Consider the following 18,131-nt stretch of genomic DNA (forward strand, 5'->3'; position numbering starts at 1 on the left):
CCGATCTCGACGTCCTCGCCGAACGGGTATCGGAGGGATACGAGTCGACAGTGAAGAGTCTGCTGTACGGCGACGAGTCGGCGGCGTGACTGCGACCGCGAGGGTCATCAGTCGTCGGCCGTCGACTCCGCGATCGGGGTCGTCTCCGTCGTCGCCGCCTCCGGCGTCGCTTCCTCGAGCTCGCTCGTCCACTCGAGGTCGCCCGCGTAGCGGAACGGCTCGTTGTCCCGTTCGGGATCGAGGACGGTCAGATCGCCGATCCAGCCGTTGTCGAGCAGCGTGCGCACGTCCTCGTGGTCGCGGAGGATTTCGGTCACGCGCTCGAGGGGCGCGTAGATTACCGCGGTCAGGCGCAGCGGCTGGTGGAACGGGCGCTCGTCGTCGCGCTTGAGCGACTGCAGCGGGAGCCCGGTCAGCAGGTCGCCGCCGTTGCCCTGGACGACGCCGACGTTGCCGACCGGGTTCTGGGTGACCTTCGAACCGCTGCCGTAGACGGCGTTGTCGACCGTCGCGAAGTAGTACTGGTTGTTGATCCACTGCGTGACGACGAGCGGACCCGTGAAGATCGCCTCGAGCGCGTCGCCGTCCGGATCGACCGACCAGTCGTAGGAGTGGAGGAACGCGCGGCCGTCGAGGTCGCGGTCGGCGGTCAGTTCGCGCGGGCCGATGACGAAGGCGGCGTTGCCGGCCAACCCCCACTCGGGACGGGCCTCGGCCCAGTCGGCCGCCTTGCGCTCGACCTCGTCGACGGCCGCGTCTTCGTCCTCGCCGGTGCGCTCTGCCGCCGCGCCGGCCCGGGCGCGGGCGAGGTCCTCGCGCAGGGAGGCGAGATCCTCGCGGTGGCTCTCCGGCACACCGTCGTCGAACAGCGTGATCTCGTCGGTCGTCGTGTTGTGTTCGGCCGCGAGGAAGACGGTGTCCTCGGCGAGGTCGAACCCGCGCTCGCGGAGGGTCGCTCTGACATCGGGATCGTTACAGATCGCCGCGAGGACGCGGGCGTTCGGACCGCCGGGGTTACCGGCGCAGGCCCCGCAGTCGAGGCTCGAGTCGAAGGGGTTGTTGGTCGTCTCGCTGGCGTGGCCCGAGAAGACGACCAGCCGGGCGAACTCGGTCCAGCCCATGAGTTCGAAGGCGGTCCGCGCGTACTCGACTTTCTCCTCGTGGGTCATCCCCTCTGGGAGGTCGTGGTCGGCGTGGTCGTGATCGTCGTACGCGTCGGAGTCGATGGCGGACGCGGCGATTTCGTGGCGGCTCGGAACGCGCTCCGCGATAGCGGACTCGAGCGTAGCGATCGTCGACGGCGACAGCGTCCGCGCGGTCATCGCCGAACCGTAAGCGCTACCGGCCCCCTCGACGAAGGTAAAAGCGGCGACGAGATTCGATTTGAGCGTTTTGAAGTGTTTGTGCGCGGCCGTGGCGAGTCCGGTCCAACGGTCGCGGGCAGCGGCCGACTCGGTGTCGGCGGGCCGGTCGACGATCCGGTGTTCGGGCTCGACGATCGGCGGGCAGGCGTCGGTGTCGGCCGCGGACTCGTAGCCGCGGTGGCGCATCGGGACGCCGAAAAAGCCCGCGTAGCCGTGGGTCTCGTAGGGACCTTGCGCCTCGATGTGGCGGCGGATCACCTCCGAGCGGGTATCGATACAGAACACGAGCTGGGCGGACGGCCGGTCGCCGTTCCCGGTGTCGGCGGGATCGGTCACGGAATCGTCGATCCCCGCGAGGAGCCGCTTGCGGTAGCTCTTCTCCCAGGCGGTCAGCCAGATCTCAGGCAGCGGCACCTCGTCGGCGTCGCCGTTAGTTCCGTCGTCGTTAGTTCCGTCGGCGTCGATGTCGATCGGCGCGTCTAGCAAGTCGGAGAGGGTCAGCCGCACCGCGAGGTACTGCGCCAGCGTGATCGGGTACTGCTCCTGCCACGGGTCGGTGTCGTCGTCGGTCCGTTGCTTGACGAACCCGCTCCAGCCCGGCAGCGCCGCGAGGTGGGCCTCGAGGATGTCGGCCCAGCGCTCTTCGGGGTACTCGCCGAGCGCCGACTCGAGCGCGTCGATCGCCGTCTCGGGGAGGTCGTCGGCGTCGGCGGGTCCGGGCACGTCGCCGTCGTGGGGGGCCACCACGAGCCACGCCTGATAGAACCCGGCCTCGCGGTTGGGCATCTGCCACGTGGCCCGGCCCTCGTCGAGGAAGGCCGCGAGCCACTTCGAGAGGACCCGATCAACGGCCTCGGTCGCGTCATCGGGATCGGTGGTGTCACGGGCCGCTTCGGCGTCGGCCAGCTCCTCGAGAAGCGCCTCGGGATCGCGGTCGATCCCGTGGGCTGTGAGTTCCGACCGGAGCGTGTCGGCGTCGATCCGACCCGACTCCCAAGCGCGACGGAAGACCAACGGGTGAGGGTAGCCCCGGCCGCCGAACAGCTCCTCGGCCGCCGCGACGGCCCGGTGAAACGGCTCGTCCTCGAACCCCGAGAGGGGGTTGGCCGTGACAAACGAGTGCAGCGGCCAGACCGAGCCGATGCGTTCGGCCGCGCTGTCGATTGACTCCTCGATGCGACGGCGATCGGCGGGTTCCTTATGCGTCATCGTATTCCTCCGTGTTGGTGAGGACGGTCGACGGATCGGGTTGGGAAACGTTCAGCAAGGCGACGTAGAGGCGTTCGCTCGAGCGGTACCAGCCCAGCTCCGCGACGAGATACGCCCCGACGAACAGGGCGACGACGAGGTAGTGGATGGGAGTCATCTCGGTCGAGACGTGGGTCATCGGGACGCCGGACAGCATCGTCGAGACGGCGTTGAACGCGACGGCGTAGCCGCCGATGGCGGTCAGGACGACCAGCGGGACGCTGACGAATCTGACCGTCGTCGGCAGGGTCGAGCGTCGGAGGATGTCCCGGGCCGCGGTCAGCGTCGTCAGGACCACGACCAGCGTCAGGATGGAGCCGCTGTTCAGCGTCAGACTCGTCGCTTTCCCGGTGAGGACGCCGAACAGCACGCCACCGCCGACGGCAGTCACGAGGCTGACGGCGATCCCGGAGAAGCCCAGTTGGGTGTGGCCCGTTTCCTTGGGGGCAACGCGCTCGACGCCGGCTCCCGAGGAGAGAAAGAGGTACGCCTTGTAGAACCCGTGGAGGATGAGGTGGGCGATCGCGGCGGCGAAGAAGCCGAGCCCGCACTGCAGTATCATAAAGCCCATCTGGGCGATCGTCGAGCTACCGAGTTTGCGCTTGACATCCGTTTGGACGAGGATCATCGCCTGACCGAGCAGGGCGCTGACCCCGCCGACGAGGACGATCGCCGACATGATCACGAGTCGGTCGCCGACCAGCGGCGCGAACCTGGTCAACAGGACCCCACCCGCGTTGACGAACCCGGCGTGCATCAGGGCCGACGCCGGCGTCGGCGCGGTCATCGACGACAGCAACCAGCCGTGGAACGGCACGAGCGCCGACTGGATGATCGCCGCGAGGACGACGCCCGCGGCCGCGACGAGCGCGACCGTCCGCGAGACGCCCTCGAGCCCCGCGAGGATGCCGGTGACGGTGGTCGCGCCCGTCGCCCAAGAGAGGAGGGCCAGGGACCCGGCCAGCGCGGCGGTGCTGGCGAGGAAGTACCGACGGGCGAGGCGACCGGCGTCCCGAGCCTGCGGCCAGTCGCGAACGTGACCGATGAGTCCGGCCAGCAGCAGTCCCATCGCCAGCCACGCGGCCACAAACAGCGCGACGTGGTTCGCCGCGGTCATTGTCATGACGACGAGAGTAAAGCCGAACACGCGGCTGAAGAACCGCTCGACGTCGCGGTCACCGGCCATGTAGCGCCGCGAGTAGCTGTGGACGATCCCGCTGAAGAACGTGACAACGACCCACATGACCGCGGTCAGCCCGTCGATCCGCAGGAGCGTCGAGAGTTCCCAGCCGGCTCCTCCTCGAATCGTCAGCGCGAGAACGCCGAGACTGGCCAGAAAGAGCGTCCAGACCGTCCAGGTCGACGATCGGGGTACGCCCGAACTCGGCGACATCGGTTCGGGGCGCTGTGCGACGTCGTCGTCGATCGTTGCTGTGTCCTCGGTCATGAATCGTAGTCGACCAGTTCGGGACGGGTCCCGTCGCGACGTGTCGTTCGCGGCACTACTTGCTCAACTGGTCGTCTCTACACCATATGTGAACAGAGTGGTTGTTATAGTCTTCGGTTCGAACAAATCGTTCGTCCTCTCGATGGTATAGAATAGCATGATATATCGTCACCTACCGCTCGAGGGGCGAGAGAAGGGCTGTAACTGACGAACAGGAATCGATCGATCGTCTCGCACCGTCTGCACGCGGTGCCGGGAGACGGTTGACCGTGGTATCAACGGGAGGAGAACTCGTCGAACGAGGTCGATCGGTGGCTGCGAACGAGTACTTCCTCGGTGATCGTCAGTCCCATGTCCGCGATCTGCTGTGCGATCGGCGTGACATCCCTGTCGTTCTCGACGACCACGGTCACGAGGAGGTTCTGTTCGCCCGTGATCAGTTCTTGCACCGAGACGACGCCCGAGATCGCGAGCAGGTCGTCGATGTACTCCCCGCGCTCGGGGATCGGGGCCGTACAGAACAGCAGCATCCGGATCGGATAGCCGGACTTCGTGTAATCGATGTTCGCGCTGTAGCCCTTGATGACGCCCTCCGACTCCAGTCGCTGAATGCGCTTGCGGACCGTACTCGAGGAGGCGTCGGTCCGGTCGGCGATCTCGCTCGAGGAGAGGTTCCGTGCCTCCTCCTGTAACGTGTAGAGGATCTCCCGGTCGACCGCGTCCAACTCGTACTCCGCCATACGGGTTCGTTGCCGCGGCGGCTATAAGGTACTTCGGCTCCCGATGGTTCGAATACTTATATAGGGAGCCGGAAGGGACGGGTATGCGCGAACGTCTCGACTCCGATACGAAGTTCTACTACGCAGTCGGAGTGCTCACCCTCGCCGTCTTCGTCCTCGCGGTTATCGCCGTCACCACACTCAATTCGATCGAACTCGGCAGTCAGGGGCTGTTCGGTCTCCTGGTCGGGTTCGGATTTTTCATGCTCGTCTTTTTCGTCTCCATCGCGATTCACAAACTCGAGGATCTCGAGGACGTGTGAGGCCGAATTTGCGAAATACTCCCGAATACAGCCGTTTGGTCCCGGTTTTCGGTAAAACGGGTGTTCCGGAAAGGTTATCAGTGTTTGTCCCCTTCGTTCAAAAGCAATGGCGAAAGGAACGGTTGATTTCTTCAACGACACAGGCGGTTACGGATTCATCGAAACTGAGGACGCGGACGACGACGTGTTCTTCCACATGGAAGACATCGGCGGCCCGGATCTCGAAGAAGGACAGGACCTCGAGTTCGACATCGAGCAGGCCCCGAAAGGCCCGCGCGCGACGAACGTCGAGCGCCTGTAAGGCGAATTCGCTGAGGTATCGGCATTTCAAAATCGTATTTTACACACCGATGAGCCCCGGCAGTCGGTAGCGTAGTCGGCAAGTCGGGTGGAGCTACGTGGGCATCGGACCCAGCGTTAAGTAGCGACGGCACCGATATGCTGGTATGACTGACTCGGACACGGAACCCGAATCCGACGACGGCTCCAACAGCGAAGACGTCGATCTCGAGCCCGTTCTCCGTCGCAGCGACGACGTCGACTACGAAGCGGTCGACGCTGCGGATGGCCTCGAAAAGGGCGTCCTGATCGGCGAGGAACATGGGGCACCGACCTTCGCGATGCGACGGTTTACGCTCGAGGCCGGCGCGGAGGTCCCAAAACACACGAACGAGGTCGAACACGAACAGTACGTTCTTTCCGGTGAGTACGTTGTCGGTATCAGCGATGCGCCGGAGGCAGATCGAGCAAACGGCGATAGCGCGGAGCGACGTCGAGGGAACTCGGTGAGTTCCCGACCATCGGAAGACAACGTCTTCCAAGACTCCGCGGACCATTCGAGCGAGCAGAGCCCACGAGAAGAAGCCGTCGACGGCGGCGAAGAGTACGCGGTGTCGGCCGGTGACTCGCTCCTGATCCCCGCCGGCGTCGTTCACTGGTACCGAAACGAGGGCGATGAGGACGGTGCGTTCATCTGTGCCGTGCCGAACGGCGACGACGAAATCGACCTCGTAGAGTAACGACCGCGATCGGACATCGTGCAAACGGCGGTCGTGATAGCGAACCCGAGAGTCTTTGAACGTAGCGGGTATCGAACAGCTATTTGGGATACTCCGTTCAACACCGATACCGAGACGTGAACGTCTTGCTCATCCTGGGCCATCCCCGGACCGACAGTTTTTGCGGCGCTCTCGCTCGAGCGTACCGAGCGGGTGCGAGCGACGCGGACGTCAACCTCCGGGAGATTTCCGTCGCAGACCTCGAGTTCGATCCCGACGTTCATACAGAACGTCCGAACGAGCAACCGCTCGAGGAAGACCTGATCGATGCACAGCGTCAGATTGAGTGGGCGGACCATTTGGTCCTCTTTTACCCGAACTGGTGGGGAACCATGCCCGCACGGCTCAAGGGGTTCTTCGATCGGGTGTTCACGTCCGGGTTTGCGTTCTCCTTTTACGACGAGGACGAAGGGGCAGGCCACGAAGCGTTATTGAGCGGGAAGACGGCCGAACTGATCGTCACGATGGATATGCCCGCATGGGTGTACCGTTGGATCTACCGTCAACCGGGAAACAACGCACTCAAGCGCTCGACGCTCGGCTTCGCCGGAATCCGAACCACGCGGGTAACGAACCTCGGATCGGTCGAAGACTCGACGCTCGAGCAGCGAGAGGCGTGGCTGGAGGAAGTGACGGAATTAGGCCGGAGTCTGGCTACCGGCCCGGAGTCGCGGTCGACGCGAGCGAAACGGACGCTGACGACGTGGCTGAAAGCCCTTCGACTGCAGTTCTATCCGATGGCGTGGGTAGCGTACTCGATCGGCGCGCTGGCCGCGGCGGGCTCGAGTAGTGTCTTCGCGACCACCGCTTACTGGGCCGGCTTCGGGTTCCTGTTTTTTCTGGAGGCGACCACGGTGTTGAGCAACGAATACGTCGATTACGACACCGACCGGAAGAATACGTTCGCCGGGCCGTTCACCGGTGGATCTCGTGTTTTGGTCGACGGCGAGCTGTCGTTCGACGAGCTCCGGCGGGGTATCGGCGTCACGGGAGCGTTCACGGCGGTATTCGGACTGGCAGTGGTGACTCTCGGAGCCGGTTCAGTTCTCGCGACAATAGCCGTAGCGGCGGTGTTGGTGACGCTGGCGATCGGATACACGGTACCGCCGCTGAAGTTGGCGTATCGAACGCTCGGAGAACTAGACGTGGCCACAACCCACAGTATCGGCGTTCTGTTGTTAGGATTCGTCGCTTTGGGCGGCTCGTGGCGCGATCCGCTCCCGTGGCTCTTCGGTCTGCCGTTCCTGCTGGCCGTCATCCCGTCGATCACGCTGGCTGGGGTCCCCGACTACGACGCCGACCGCGCCGTCGGTAAACAGACGGTCGCCGTCCGATTCGGAATCGACGGTGCCACGCTCGTCGCGGCGGCTGCAACGCTGGCGGCCACGATAACGGCTGTACTCTTGGGACTTCTGGACGCGGTCCCCGGTGCGTACGGACCGGCTATTTATCTGAGTGTTCCCCACGCCTTGCTTCTCCTCTGGTTGCTTCGGGATCGGTTGTGGGGACAAAACCGGACGACCCCGGGTCGGATCAACGCGTTGATGGCGACATCGCTCGCTTACATCATCTGGTTCGGCATCGTCCCGTTAGTCGAACTCCTGTAGCGAGCCGTTCGGCGGGTTTGACGACGTGCTAACACGAAAGCCAGCGCAACGAATCGAGTACTCGAGTCCGAATCGCTCAAGTAGGACACCGCCGTATCGGCGGTCGTGTCGAAGCAGGTCCAGGACGTCGAAACGATATTTTGCCACGAGGTGGGATCTGAGTATCTCGTCGTGGTCAACCGGGACGGAAAGCGGTTGTTTCGTGCAAAGTTGGGGCTCTCGGAAACGGATGCGGGACCGCGACCTGCCAAATTCAGGCTCAAACAGGGCTCGACCGAAGAGCCCCGCCAACCCGACGAGTTCGTCGAACTCGCTCGGCGAGCCAAACGGATTCGAATCTCCGAGCAAACCTCTCCGCAGGGCCGAGCGGAGCTTCAGGAGATGCTCGACGGCTATCAGTTAGACGCGAAAGTCGTCCGCACCTGTCGGTACTGCGCTTCCGCCGGTCGATACTCGCCGATCACGACCGACACGGCGATCAAGGACGATCGGGACTGGATCTGCACCGATTGTGCCAGTCAGGAACTCGAGCGCCAGCTTTCTCACGTCGGGAACGTGACGGGTGCGGCCAAGGAGCGACTCGAGGAACTCATGCACGACGTACAGGATTTAGAGCGGATCGTCAACCTGCTCAAGGGACAGCTCGATCCCGATCTAACGCAGTTCGATACGATTTCCTCGACCACCGACGAGGTCGATCTCGCCCGCGTCGAGACGCTCGATCTCCATCCCGACCTCCAACAGCTGCTCGAGGATCGATTCGAGACGCTGCTCCCGGTTCAGAGCCTGTCGACCGACCACGGATTGCTCGAGGGCGACGACCAGCTCGTGGTTTCGGCGACGGCGACCGGGAAGACGCTCGTCGGCGAGATGACGGGAATCGACCGCGTGCTCAACGGCGAGGGGAAGATGCTGTTTCTGGTTCCGCTCGTCGCCCTCGCGAATCAGAAGTACGAGGATTTCAAAGACGAGTACGGCGACCTCGTCGACGTGAGTATCCGCGTCGGTGCGAGTCGCGTGGCAGACTCGGGCAACCAATTCGACCCGAACGCGGACGTCATCGTCGGGACCTACGAGGGGATCGATCACGCTCTGCGGACCGGCAAGAATATGGGCGACATCGGAACCGTGGTCATCGACGAGGTTCACACCCTCAAAGAGGAGGGCCGCGGTCACCGGCTCGACGGCCTCATCTCGCGGCTCAAATACACGTGCGAACAACGTGCGAAAACGCGCGAGTCGTACGGCGGTGCCCAGTGGGTGTACCTTTCCGCCACGGTCGGAAACCCCGAGGAACTCGGCCGCGCGCTCGAGGCGAAACTCATCGAGTTCGAGGAGCGCCCGATCCCGATCGAACGTCACGTCACCTTCGCCGACGGCCAGGAGAAGGTCAACGTCGAGAACAAGCTGGTCAAACGCGAATTCGACACGGAATCTTCGAAAGGATATCGCGGGCAGACGATCATCTTCACCAACTCCCGACGCCGGTGTCACGAGATCTCTCGGAAGCTCGAGTACTCGGCCGCGCCGTACCACGCGGGACTTGACTACGGCCGACGGAAAAGCGTCGAGCGCCAGTTCGCCGATCAGGATCTCTCGGCGGTCGTGACGACGGCCGCGCTCGCCGCCGGGGTCGACTTCCCGGCCTCGCAGGTCGTCTTCGATTCGCTGGCGATGGGGATCGAGTGGCTCTCGGTCCAGGAGTTTCACCAGATGCTCGGCCGGGCGGGGCGACCGGATTACCACGATACCGGGAAGGTGTACGTCCTCGTCGAACCCGACTGTGCCTACCACAACTCGATGGAGATGACCGAAGACGAGGTCGCGTTCAAGCTACTGAAAGGCGAGATGGAATCCGTCATGACTCACTACGACGAGGCGGCGGCCATCGAGGAGACGCTGGCGAACGTCACCGTCGGCGGACGCGCGGCGAAGCGACTCAACGACCGAATGCTCGGCGAGGTGCCGACCAAACACGCGCTCGGGAAACTCCTCGAGTTCGACTTCATCGACGGCTTCGAGCCGACGCCGCTCGGTCGCGTCGTCACCGAGCACTTCCTCGATCCCGGTCAAGCGTTCTCGATGCTCGACGGGATTCGGAAAGAGGCCCATCCGTACGAACTGGTCGCGGAGATCGAACTCCGCGATACGGAACTGTAACCCATCTCGGCCTCCTGCAGAAAACACCTTTCAGCGGTTCCTGGCTCTTCGTGACTTGTGGCTTCGAGTTCGATGCCTCCTTAGACGAACGCGATCTCGAGCACCGAAAGCAAGATCACGAGAATCGAGCCCGGGACGCCGCCGATGGCCACAATCAGGAGGGCAATCGGCGTGATGGCCACGGACAAGTTGAACAGTGCCTGTGCGAGAAAGAGAACGAGCAAGCCGACGACTGCATTGAGGATAAACGGTTTGACGGCCTGGATGACCTGCGATGCGCCGACGATCACCGCGAGTACCAGTACGAGAAGCAGAATCTCGAGTCCAGTTACCATAGTAGATTGTTCGTCACGAGAAGGGTAAATCGTTCGATCGCATAACGAAACCCTTTAACCCATCTACCCGATAAATGTAGGTACGGGATCGTGGGTTAGCTTGGTATACTTCGGGCCTTGGGTGCCCGTGACCCCGGTTCAAATCCGGGCGATCCCATACGATATTTAAGTAAAGCGGCTGGTTTTGCCGCTTTGCGCCCACCGTTTTCACACCAACCAGCGACCGCTAACGGAGGGGGTCGTTGATGCAGCGCTGGGATACCCAACGAAACGACCAGCGCTGTCTCTGTTGTGGCGGTCACGTTACCCCGGAGTTCCGTCGCGGTTACGGCGATCGCGGCGATCGGGCCCACCGGTGCCCGGACTGTGATACGATCCGCCGACTCGGTAAGGGGAGTGCAGCCGGGAAAGAGGTCGTTGATGTTGACCCGCTCGAACAACCGGGTAGATTCGGTGTTCCCCTAGACGAGCTGCCGTCAAACGTTCGGTCGCTCGTCGAATCTCGAGCTGTCGCGACCGACGGGGGTGAGGAACGGTGAGCGATCACTGTGCGGGCAATACATCCCGAATCAGCTACCACGATGATGAGCTGACGCTCTCCATAATTTCACGTCCGATCACGAACCCAACTACCTCGAGGCCGAATATAACCACGAACAGTCCTAACGCCAACAACACCGGATTCACGGTTTCGATCATATCAGAACAGAACTACATCAGGCGCATTAAATTACCAGGGTGGGGGGTATCCCGATTACGTTCACTGACCACGGCTACTGATCAGGATTTCTCACAGTCTGAGACTTCTACACGAAATAGAGGGGGTGACTTGCGGTGAGTTCCCAAGCGCGGATCTCCGCGAAACAGGGCGGCGAGAATGCCGAAGGCGCTGTTATTCAGACCGTTGCCGAACTCGAGCACCTGGACGATACCGAAGACGTTCACGCCGACGCTCGAGCGACCACGGTGATCGTGCCGTCGCCGGAGCTGCCGACGGTCGCGCTCCCGCTCGTCGAGATCGGGACGCTCGTCGAGATCAAATCGGCGATGGTCGTGTACGGCGAGAGCCAGACGCGCGGGCGCTACTATCTACGAAAGCAACAGCACGACCACCTTCTCGAGAAGGGCGCGATCTACCTGTTCGCTGTTTGTGCACCCACCCCCGCCCGGCCGGTGATCGCTATGAAGCTGGTGCCGGCGATGATCGTCGACGACATCGTTTCTTCGTGGATCGACGCGGGCGATAGAGCCGATTACGCACAACTCGCGTGGAGTCGGATATTCGATCCGTCTGAAATTCAGCGGAAGGGAGGTGCGTCGGCGTGACTGTTCGAACGACGTACTTCACCGGGCTCTCGCCGTCGTCACCGTTCGAACCAGCGGACGATGACGACGTTTTTGGAGTGGTCCGACGACCTCGAGACTTCATCGACAAACTGGTCGATCGCAATATCCCGGCCGTCGCACCGCCCGAACCACTGCTCGAGGCATTCAAGACCGTCGAGAAAGCCGCCGAACTGAACGACGATCCGATACCGGCGGCTGTCGCCTGGGATAACGTCGACTACGAACAGAGATACCGCGCGCATCTCGCGCGTCCAGGCCCGGCCGTGGTCGTGAATGAACTACGCGATCGCGCTCGCGAGCGTGATATCTGGTTGGTCTGCTGGGAGAAGGATCCGCGTTGGTGTCATCGGCGGCTACTCGCCGAGACGATCGTCGACGAGCTCGAGGATATCGAGCTGGTTCACCACCCAGATCCGACGACGATCCCGCTCGAGGTCGGCGACCAGGAGGACGATGCCGACGCGACGCTCGCGGACTTCGCCGGTGATGCGTGATGGCGCAGGTAGAGACGACGCCTCATGAGGTCGAAGGGCGCTGGAAGTGGCCAGATTGGGGCCGCGGTCCGTACGACGCGCTCTCGTCGATCATGCTCGGGCCACCATTCGAAGGCCACCTCGAGCTGGACGTCGAGATTGACGGCGAGCCCTGGCACCTGCTCATCAAATACCAGAAGTCGGGGTTCGCCCCGCGGCTTTCAGACGGGATCAACGCCGAGAGACTGTACGAGTGGGATATCATTGGCCGCGGTCGTGGTGAGCGGAAAGCATCGTTCAATATCTCACCGCGATTCCCGAATATGCGCCACTGGGAGACCGGCGACCCGGTGAATCTCCCGTGGGAAAATCAGATCGGTGACGTCGACGGTGTGGACGTCGAGTTCCACACGAGTAATATTGAACCAGAACGCGGCCTCGAGCTTCTGCCAGAGTTCTACGGAGCGATATTCGAGCATGCGGGTGAACAGATCCACTCGAGCTATTTCCGCGAACAGCCTCATTCAGCGAGTCGGATCTGGGCGTACGAGCGCTACGTTCGGATCTTACGCGAGTGGGCTGAAAAGCTCTCGTCGGCCGGTGTACTCCAAAAAGTCGCTCACTATCTCTCCGACCTCGAGGGCGTGAAAGCCGAGCTGCACATCGACAACGAGGAAGTGATCAACCACCAGAACCGGCTCTTTCTGAATCCGACATCAGCGAGTAAGCTGTTGCCGGGCCACACCTACGGCCGCAAACTGGAAATCTACCAGCTGAAGGATCCGGACGCGGTCTCGAAAGATCACCCGTCCTACCACCCGAAAGTGGAGGTGCTGGTGAACAAGTCGATGAACGACCGTGAGGCGTGGGCGTGGGATGATCGCCACGACGTGACCGAACAAATCGAGGAAACGCTACTGAATGCACTTCACTGGGAAGACATTCCGCTCAATCCCGACGGGAACGGCGTGTACGTCGCCGACGACCATTTCGACGCCGTTGCGCGAGACGAGCCGGTCGAACTCTACGAGGATCCGACGCCACGCCTCGAGGCAAAGAGCGACCACCTGTTGCTAACGACGCTTCGAGATATGGGCGACACGCCTCGAGAAGTCACGGAGACGGTCGCGACCGATGGCGGCTCGACGGTCGACGCCCTGGTCGACGATCTCGGGAAGCACCCCGCGACGATTTACCGCGCGATCGAAGATCTCGACGACAGCGGGAATCCGAAGCAAATGCGTATCGATACGATTCTCTCGCGGTTGAAGTACGACAGCTTCGAGAACGTTGCGACGATCGCGTCGGAAGCCCTCGAGAAGTGGTCGAAATCGGGTAACGATCCGACGGTTCTTCGCGGTGCTCGGTTGACCTGGAAGGATCCCGGCGGCGGGAGAGAAACCGGATTCATCGGTGCTGTTGCGGATCGGTGAGTCGATCTCCGTAGTGGCAACGCTATTTTAGGTGCCGTTTTCTACAAGCCAGCTTGACTAACACGACTTCTTAGACAAATCTGGTTGTACTCAACTCCTCGAGGGCGGGGTTCGCGCCGCGATCGCGCCGCACCGCATGCGGGGTCGTTTCGCGCTGCGCGCGAAAGCCCCCTTGGCGGGTGTCCCCAAGGGGACAGAGCCAAAAAATTACAACGCCCCGCCCCCGCTTCCGCACGCGGATCTCGAGTTGAAGCAGTCGAAATGAGGGTATTCTATCTAACATCCGACACTCGGTGGCTAAGACACAATACCGTATGGGGCCCTATAAGCAGCATTCGCTATATATCATCCGTAATAAACCCGCATCAGCCGCTCTTCTTCCGTAAATTTGATAATTCAATAGACTAATGTTTCTTGTAGATGGTTCCGTTCGGCGTCTCTTGGGGGGAAGTCACGGTAATCGGCACCTTGGTTACATTAATAGCGATTCTCGCCGACAGAAAGTTGAATTTGAGAATCCAAAGGAAAGAGAAGCGACGGGAACGCGTCCTTGATTGGCACCGGGACTTGCAGCCATTGTTCTCTGAGATAATCTCCGTGGGTCGCCGGATGGAAAACGGGAGGAAACCTCCTATCGAACTCGTCGATCAGTTGTTTCCGGCGGTTACGGAGCTGGATGCCGAAGTGAACACCACACCGGTTTGGGTTAAGTGGAAAGTAGAATTGGAGGTTCGTAGAAGCGTTGAGGTAGCAGCAGGAATGGCGTACCACCTTGCGCACTTACCGCAACCGGACAGGGAATCCGACTCCATTGCAGGAGTGATGTACCATATGTACGAAATGATGGATTTGTTGGGCGTCGACACCAGTGTCGAGGTGCGGGAGATTATCGAGTTAATTGGCGAGTTCGACGAACCGGAGGGGTTGGAGGTAACCGAGAACGAGGCCGAGCGCGTCCTTTCGGAATTCGAAGAGGAGTCGAAGCGACAGATGGACGAGTGGAGGGAGATGACAGTGGATGAGTTAATGCAGTTACCGTGGGAGAAGGTGGACGAAGTGTTCGGAGATCAGGATCGGGAGAAGTTGGTAGGATACTGCGTGAGGACGTATTACGAGAAGGCATTGGTGGAGAAGCCGTTGCAAGCGAGAAAGGCGTTGAAGGAGTCAGAGGAGGAGTTGTTCGAGTCATATGGTATTAACTAATATCCGTCCTGAATAACACGATAAGAATGTCTAAGTACGAAGAAGTCCGCGAAGAGCTACTCGGAGACACAAGAGACTTCTCCGAACTGAATGTACCCAATACGGTCGTACAATCCTTTGCCATCTGCACCTACAATCTCAGGACAATCAAACAACTAATTGAGACAGAAGAGGAGTACGCGAAACACATCGAGGATCGACACAAGTTTCAGCACAAACTCGTTCACAGAGCTGTGAACAGTTTTCGGTCTACCTACATCCTCCTCAGCCACAACTGTTACAATTCTTGTTACCGTGAACTCCGACATCAATACGAGACGTACCTCACACTAAAAGGAGTGAACACGGACGATTCTGAGCGAGTAGCGAGGAAGTGGCACGAATTCCGCGTTCAACTTGACGCGTTAGTCGGTGGTACAGACGAATTCCCATTTTTCGGCTTCAAGTACATCGATTACCTTCGTAGCCGGCGAGCTAGCGGGAAAGATACACTTGAAAATGAATATAAGAGTTATGGGGAGATATACGGGTACTTGAGTGAACGAGCAGCGCATCCATTTCGAATTGATGGATCATATCTCGACGGAAAGTATAACGAGCCTCAAATGGGTGAGAATGTATACTTCTCATTGTTTATCCTATTTGGAGTGTTGAAAGAGTACGAACGTGCGCTTCAACACACACCGATTCCAAATTTACTTGAGGAAGAGTTTGAGACGACTGCTGAACAGGCATACTTTGTTTTCCCGTACGAAGTCCCGGTCTTTCTCCACGAGTATCTTTGAGGTGCCCGACTTTCCCGAATGTCGGCCAACAATTGCCCCTAAGGGGGCAGGGTAATCTTGCGGCGCGCAGAGCGCGCGCCGCGCTCGAGGAAAGACGAATCTGCAGAAACCACGCGGCTGAGTGCTCGAGAGAGACTGTTTCAGATGGTGGGACCGTGATAACAGGGGCTAGCGGAGAGCCTTAGGACGGGAGAAATTAGGGGCGATCGAGGGCATTACAGCGATCTGTAGATAGTAATACGGATTATTTACTTAAAGTGTACTATAAAAAGTGCACCGAATACAGGGGAGTTACACGTCGTTTGTCTATATTAAACGGTGTATGTGATTGTGGTTATTTAATAGATGGTAGTCGAGAGAGATGTACCAAATACAGGAGATCATATATTATTGTTATGGATAGAACCAATAGGATTGAGTGAACATGAACACATATGGAATACTATTTCGAAAACAACGATCCTATAGCAAACACTAGCACCAATGAAGCCGATATAACGATGAGTTACATGGATAGAGGAGCGGAGCATGGAATGGGTCAGTACACCTTTTCACGCTATGTCCGGGCAAATATAGTGGATGATGACGATGACGAAGACGTTGTAATCGAAATTAATGCAATCGACAACTGCAATGGTGGTATGTTCGCAATCGGGGACATTTTGACGAATGCACCAGGAGGAACCCATATTGAATTCACCGACACGATACGTGTCCCCGTAAAGGAGATAGAAGACAGAAAGTTTGAAGACACAGTTGATATCCGCTCTCTATCGGATCTTGTGATTCAAGATATTAAAGAATGGAGCAACAAAACCGCATTTAAATCAGAGCCAAAACCTATCCCTGAAAAGTTTAAACTTGATCTATAGATGATGCAGAATTGGTTATTACTTTAACCGGCTCTGGTGAATCGCCATACTGCGTCGGCTTCGACCGTTAGAACTAGGAAGATGAAGCGGGAAACCGCCGATGCTCTATGTCGAAGATCTCCCGCTTCACGAGCAAAGTGGTTCAGTTAGCTAAAAATGCTGTTGGTGGTCGAGGCGAAGTCGCCGCCCCCGAAGGGGGTGGCGGCTTCGCCGATTACGCTGTTGTGTCGCTGCACTGTCTGCGGGTTTACCTAGAGAAATCGTATCGAGAAGCGCTAGATTTGCTGAGCGAGATGCCACATATTCTCGGGGAGATCGGCCTTGAACCGTCCGATCTCCCCGACCACTCCACGCTAGTCAAGTGGTTTGATAAGATTAAGACAGCACTCTGGCGAGTGCTACTGCGCCTGTCGGCGCAGTTGCACGAGCCGAGCGGACACGCCGCCATCGACGCGACGTTTTTCGACCGCGAAAACGCGAGCAAACACTACTGCCGTCGGACGAATTACCGCGTGCAGACGCTCAAAACAACAGCTCTCGTCGATACAGAAACCCAAGCCATTCTGGACGTTCACTGTACGACAGAGAAACGCCACGACACACAGCTCGGCTGGCAGGTCGCCCGCCGCAACGCGGGCGACCTCGCCAGCCTCGCCGCCGACAAAGGCTACGATTGGATGGAATTACGCGAAAAGCTCCGCGACAATGGCGTGAGACCGTTGATCAAGCATCGTGAGTTCCGGCCCATCGATCACGCGCACAACGCGCGGATCGATGGACCTCGCTACCGGCAACGAGCGATGTGTGAGACCGTCTTCTCGACGATCAAGCGCACGCTCGGCGACGCCGTGCGTGCGCGATCCTGGTACGGTGAATTTCGTGAACTCGTCCTGATGTGTACGGTTCATAACATCAAGCAGGCGGTGAAACAGTGAAATAACGCTCCGTCTGGCGATTCACCACGGCCCTTTAACCTATATCCTTGGGGACCAATACTGAAGAAAGAGTTTGGCTACTCTCGACTGCTATTGTTCGAGATAGCCGTGCTGTTCACACCAGTCGTCGAGATCGTCGTACACGGCATCCTGATCGTGGACAGAGCCTTTACTAAGCATTCGGTAGCCGTCTCGCCGTTCGTTTTCGACGACCGCGAAGGCGTTTTTCTCCGTGAGCAAGAAGAACGCCGGAATCACCGGAGAGGTGCTCCCATTGGCGTACCTCGAGGCAACGACTTCGGGATGAAGTTCGCGAATCACGTTCGATCGGCTGAAGTGATCTGCCATGACGGGCGTAAGCGGATGTGGGATTGAGTTGATCATATTTGAATAGATCCTCAGAGATTGTCCGGGTCAACTTGTCGTACTAAATACTCGCCCTCGTCAACGCGATCGATCGTCACGTACGCGTTCAGAACTTCGCCGTCCGAACTAACCATTCCATCGCGGCGAAGATCGTCTTTTGGGAGTGTGACGCCGCCAGAGCCGTCAATATCTCTGATTTTTCGAATTGCCATGCTGTAACTGACCGGAGTAACCACCCCAGTGTTAAAAGGTGGTGTTGGCACAGGGGTTTGGTAACCGAAACCACCCTGTTATTCTCCGTAAACGGGCTCAACATACATCCACAGTATTCATTGAGTAGATCGGAAACCAGATACCTCTCTGAATTTTTAAACAAGGGGTAGTATTCCGATTGCAAAACAAATCCTGGATCGTGGCTCACTCTGGCTGATCGGCGAAATACGCGCGCACGTATTC

The 18,131-nt window shown here is 59.5% G+C and carries 19 protein-coding genes and 1 tRNA gene; 14 read left to right on the plus strand and 6 right to left on the minus strand.

What is annotated here, in order from left to right:
* Positions 1-107 precede the first annotated feature (107 nt).
* The 3 genes from ACZ5C7_RS09225 to ACZ5C7_RS09235 form a co-directional block, all read right to left on the minus strand.
* The gene (locus ACZ5C7_RS09225) at positions 108-2,573 is read right to left on the minus strand and encodes a DUF2309 domain-containing protein (protein WP_464376033.1); all 2,466 of its coding nucleotides are present in this window, start codon (positions 2,571-2,573) and stop codon (positions 108-110) included.
* The gene (locus ACZ5C7_RS09230; RefSeq protein ID WP_464376034.1) at positions 2,563-4,059 is read right to left on the minus strand and encodes a proton-conducting transporter transmembrane domain-containing protein; all 1,497 of its coding nucleotides are present in this window, start codon (positions 4,057-4,059) and stop codon (positions 2,563-2,565) included. Before ACZ5C7_RS09230 ends, ACZ5C7_RS09225 begins: the two co-directional genes overlap by 11 nt.
* A 275-nt stretch (positions 4,060-4,334) precedes the next feature.
* Complete coding sequence (locus tag ACZ5C7_RS09235; protein ID WP_464376035.1) at positions 4,335-4,799, minus strand: Lrp/AsnC family transcriptional regulator; 465 nt, start codon at positions 4,797-4,799, stop codon at positions 4,335-4,337.
* A gap of 83 nt (positions 4,800-4,882) precedes the next feature.
* Between ACZ5C7_RS09235 and ACZ5C7_RS09240 the strand changes: the two genes are divergently transcribed.
* The 5 genes from ACZ5C7_RS09240 to ACZ5C7_RS09260 all read left to right on the plus strand — a co-directional run bounded on the left by ACZ5C7_RS09240 (position 4,883) and on the right by ACZ5C7_RS09260 (position 9,926).
* Positions 4,883-5,101, plus strand: a complete 219-nt coding sequence (locus tag ACZ5C7_RS09240) for a hypothetical protein (RefSeq protein WP_464376036.1) — start codon at positions 4,883-4,885, stop codon at positions 5,099-5,101.
* A 106-nt stretch (positions 5,102-5,207) separates the two neighbouring features.
* Positions 5,208-5,402, plus strand: a complete 195-nt coding sequence (locus ACZ5C7_RS09245) for a cold-shock protein (protein WP_049951623.1) — start codon at positions 5,208-5,210, stop codon at positions 5,400-5,402.
* A 319-nt stretch (positions 5,403-5,721) separates the two neighbouring features.
* On the plus strand, positions 5,722-6,120 hold the full coding sequence (locus tag ACZ5C7_RS09250) for a cupin domain-containing protein (protein WP_464378420.1): 399 nt from the start codon (positions 5,722-5,724) through the stop codon (positions 6,118-6,120).
* A gap of 116 nt (positions 6,121-6,236) precedes the next feature.
* On the plus strand, positions 6,237-7,766 hold the full coding sequence (locus ACZ5C7_RS09255) for an NAD(P)H-dependent oxidoreductase (protein ID WP_464378421.1): 1,530 nt from the start codon (positions 6,237-6,239) through the stop codon (positions 7,764-7,766).
* 105 nt (positions 7,767-7,871) lie between these two features.
* Complete coding sequence (locus ACZ5C7_RS09260) at positions 7,872-9,926, plus strand: DEAD/DEAH box helicase (RefSeq protein ID WP_464376037.1); 2,055 nt, start codon at positions 7,872-7,874, stop codon at positions 9,924-9,926.
* A gap of 80 nt (positions 9,927-10,006) precedes the next feature.
* Here ACZ5C7_RS09260 and ACZ5C7_RS09265 read toward each other — a convergent pair whose 3' ends face one another.
* The gene (locus tag ACZ5C7_RS09265) at positions 10,007-10,261 is read right to left on the minus strand and encodes a pro-sigmaK processing inhibitor BofA family protein (protein ID WP_283836915.1); all 255 of its coding nucleotides are present in this window, start codon (positions 10,259-10,261) and stop codon (positions 10,007-10,009) included.
* An 84-nt stretch (positions 10,262-10,345) separates the two neighbouring features.
* On the opposite strand from ACZ5C7_RS09265, the gene ACZ5C7_RS09270 reads away from it, so the two are divergent.
* The 9 genes from ACZ5C7_RS09270 to ACZ5C7_RS09310 all read left to right on the plus strand — a co-directional run bounded on the left by ACZ5C7_RS09270 (position 10,346) and on the right by ACZ5C7_RS09310 (position 17,309).
* Positions 10,346-10,418 (plus strand) — tRNA-Pro (locus ACZ5C7_RS09270).
* An 88-nt stretch (positions 10,419-10,506) separates the two neighbouring features.
* On the plus strand, positions 10,507-10,800 hold the full coding sequence (locus tag ACZ5C7_RS09275) for a DUF7563 family protein (protein WP_464376038.1): 294 nt from the start codon (positions 10,507-10,509) through the stop codon (positions 10,798-10,800).
* Between the two features lie 295 nt (positions 10,801-11,095).
* On the plus strand, positions 11,096-11,587 hold the full coding sequence (locus ACZ5C7_RS09280) for a hypothetical protein (RefSeq protein ID WP_464376039.1): 492 nt from the start codon (positions 11,096-11,098) through the stop codon (positions 11,585-11,587).
* On the plus strand, positions 11,584-12,102 hold the full coding sequence (locus ACZ5C7_RS09285) for a DUF488 domain-containing protein (protein WP_464376040.1): 519 nt from the start codon (positions 11,584-11,586) through the stop codon (positions 12,100-12,102). Before ACZ5C7_RS09280 ends, ACZ5C7_RS09285 begins: the two co-directional genes overlap by 4 nt.
* On the plus strand, positions 12,102-13,514 hold the full coding sequence (locus ACZ5C7_RS09290; protein WP_464376041.1) for a DUF7845 domain-containing protein: 1,413 nt from the start codon (positions 12,102-12,104) through the stop codon (positions 13,512-13,514). Before ACZ5C7_RS09285 ends, ACZ5C7_RS09290 begins: the two co-directional genes overlap by 1 nt.
* Before the next feature lie 420 nt (positions 13,515-13,934).
* Complete coding sequence (locus ACZ5C7_RS09295; RefSeq protein WP_464376042.1) at positions 13,935-14,717, plus strand: hypothetical protein; 783 nt, start codon at positions 13,935-13,937, stop codon at positions 14,715-14,717.
* A 26-nt stretch (positions 14,718-14,743) separates the two neighbouring features.
* Positions 14,744-15,502 (plus strand): hypothetical protein, encoded by a 759-nt coding sequence (locus ACZ5C7_RS09300; RefSeq protein WP_464376043.1) that lies wholly within the window; start codon positions 14,744-14,746, stop codon positions 15,500-15,502.
* A 434-nt stretch (positions 15,503-15,936) separates the two neighbouring features.
* Positions 15,937-16,374 carry a hypothetical protein gene (locus ACZ5C7_RS09305; protein WP_464376044.1) on the plus strand — a complete coding sequence of 146 codons (438 nt, stop codon included), beginning with the start codon at positions 15,937-15,939 and terminating at the stop codon, positions 16,372-16,374.
* A 107-nt stretch (positions 16,375-16,481) separates the two neighbouring features.
* Complete coding sequence (locus ACZ5C7_RS09310; RefSeq protein ID WP_464376045.1) at positions 16,482-17,309, plus strand: IS5 family transposase; 828 nt, start codon at positions 16,482-16,484, stop codon at positions 17,307-17,309.
* Between the two features lie 90 nt (positions 17,310-17,399).
* Here the strand turns inward: ACZ5C7_RS09310 and ACZ5C7_RS09315 are convergent, their stop codons facing one another.
* Complete coding sequence (locus ACZ5C7_RS09315) at positions 17,400-17,693, minus strand: hypothetical protein (protein ID WP_464376046.1); 294 nt, start codon at positions 17,691-17,693, stop codon at positions 17,400-17,402.
* 14 nt (positions 17,694-17,707) lie between these two features.
* Positions 17,708-17,887 carry a hypothetical protein gene (locus ACZ5C7_RS09320; protein WP_464376047.1) on the minus strand — a complete coding sequence of 60 codons (180 nt, stop codon included), beginning with the start codon at positions 17,885-17,887 and terminating at the stop codon, positions 17,708-17,710.
* Between the last annotated feature and the right edge of the window lie 244 nt (positions 17,888-18,131).

The organism is Halostagnicola alkaliphila (assembly GCF_055379965.1).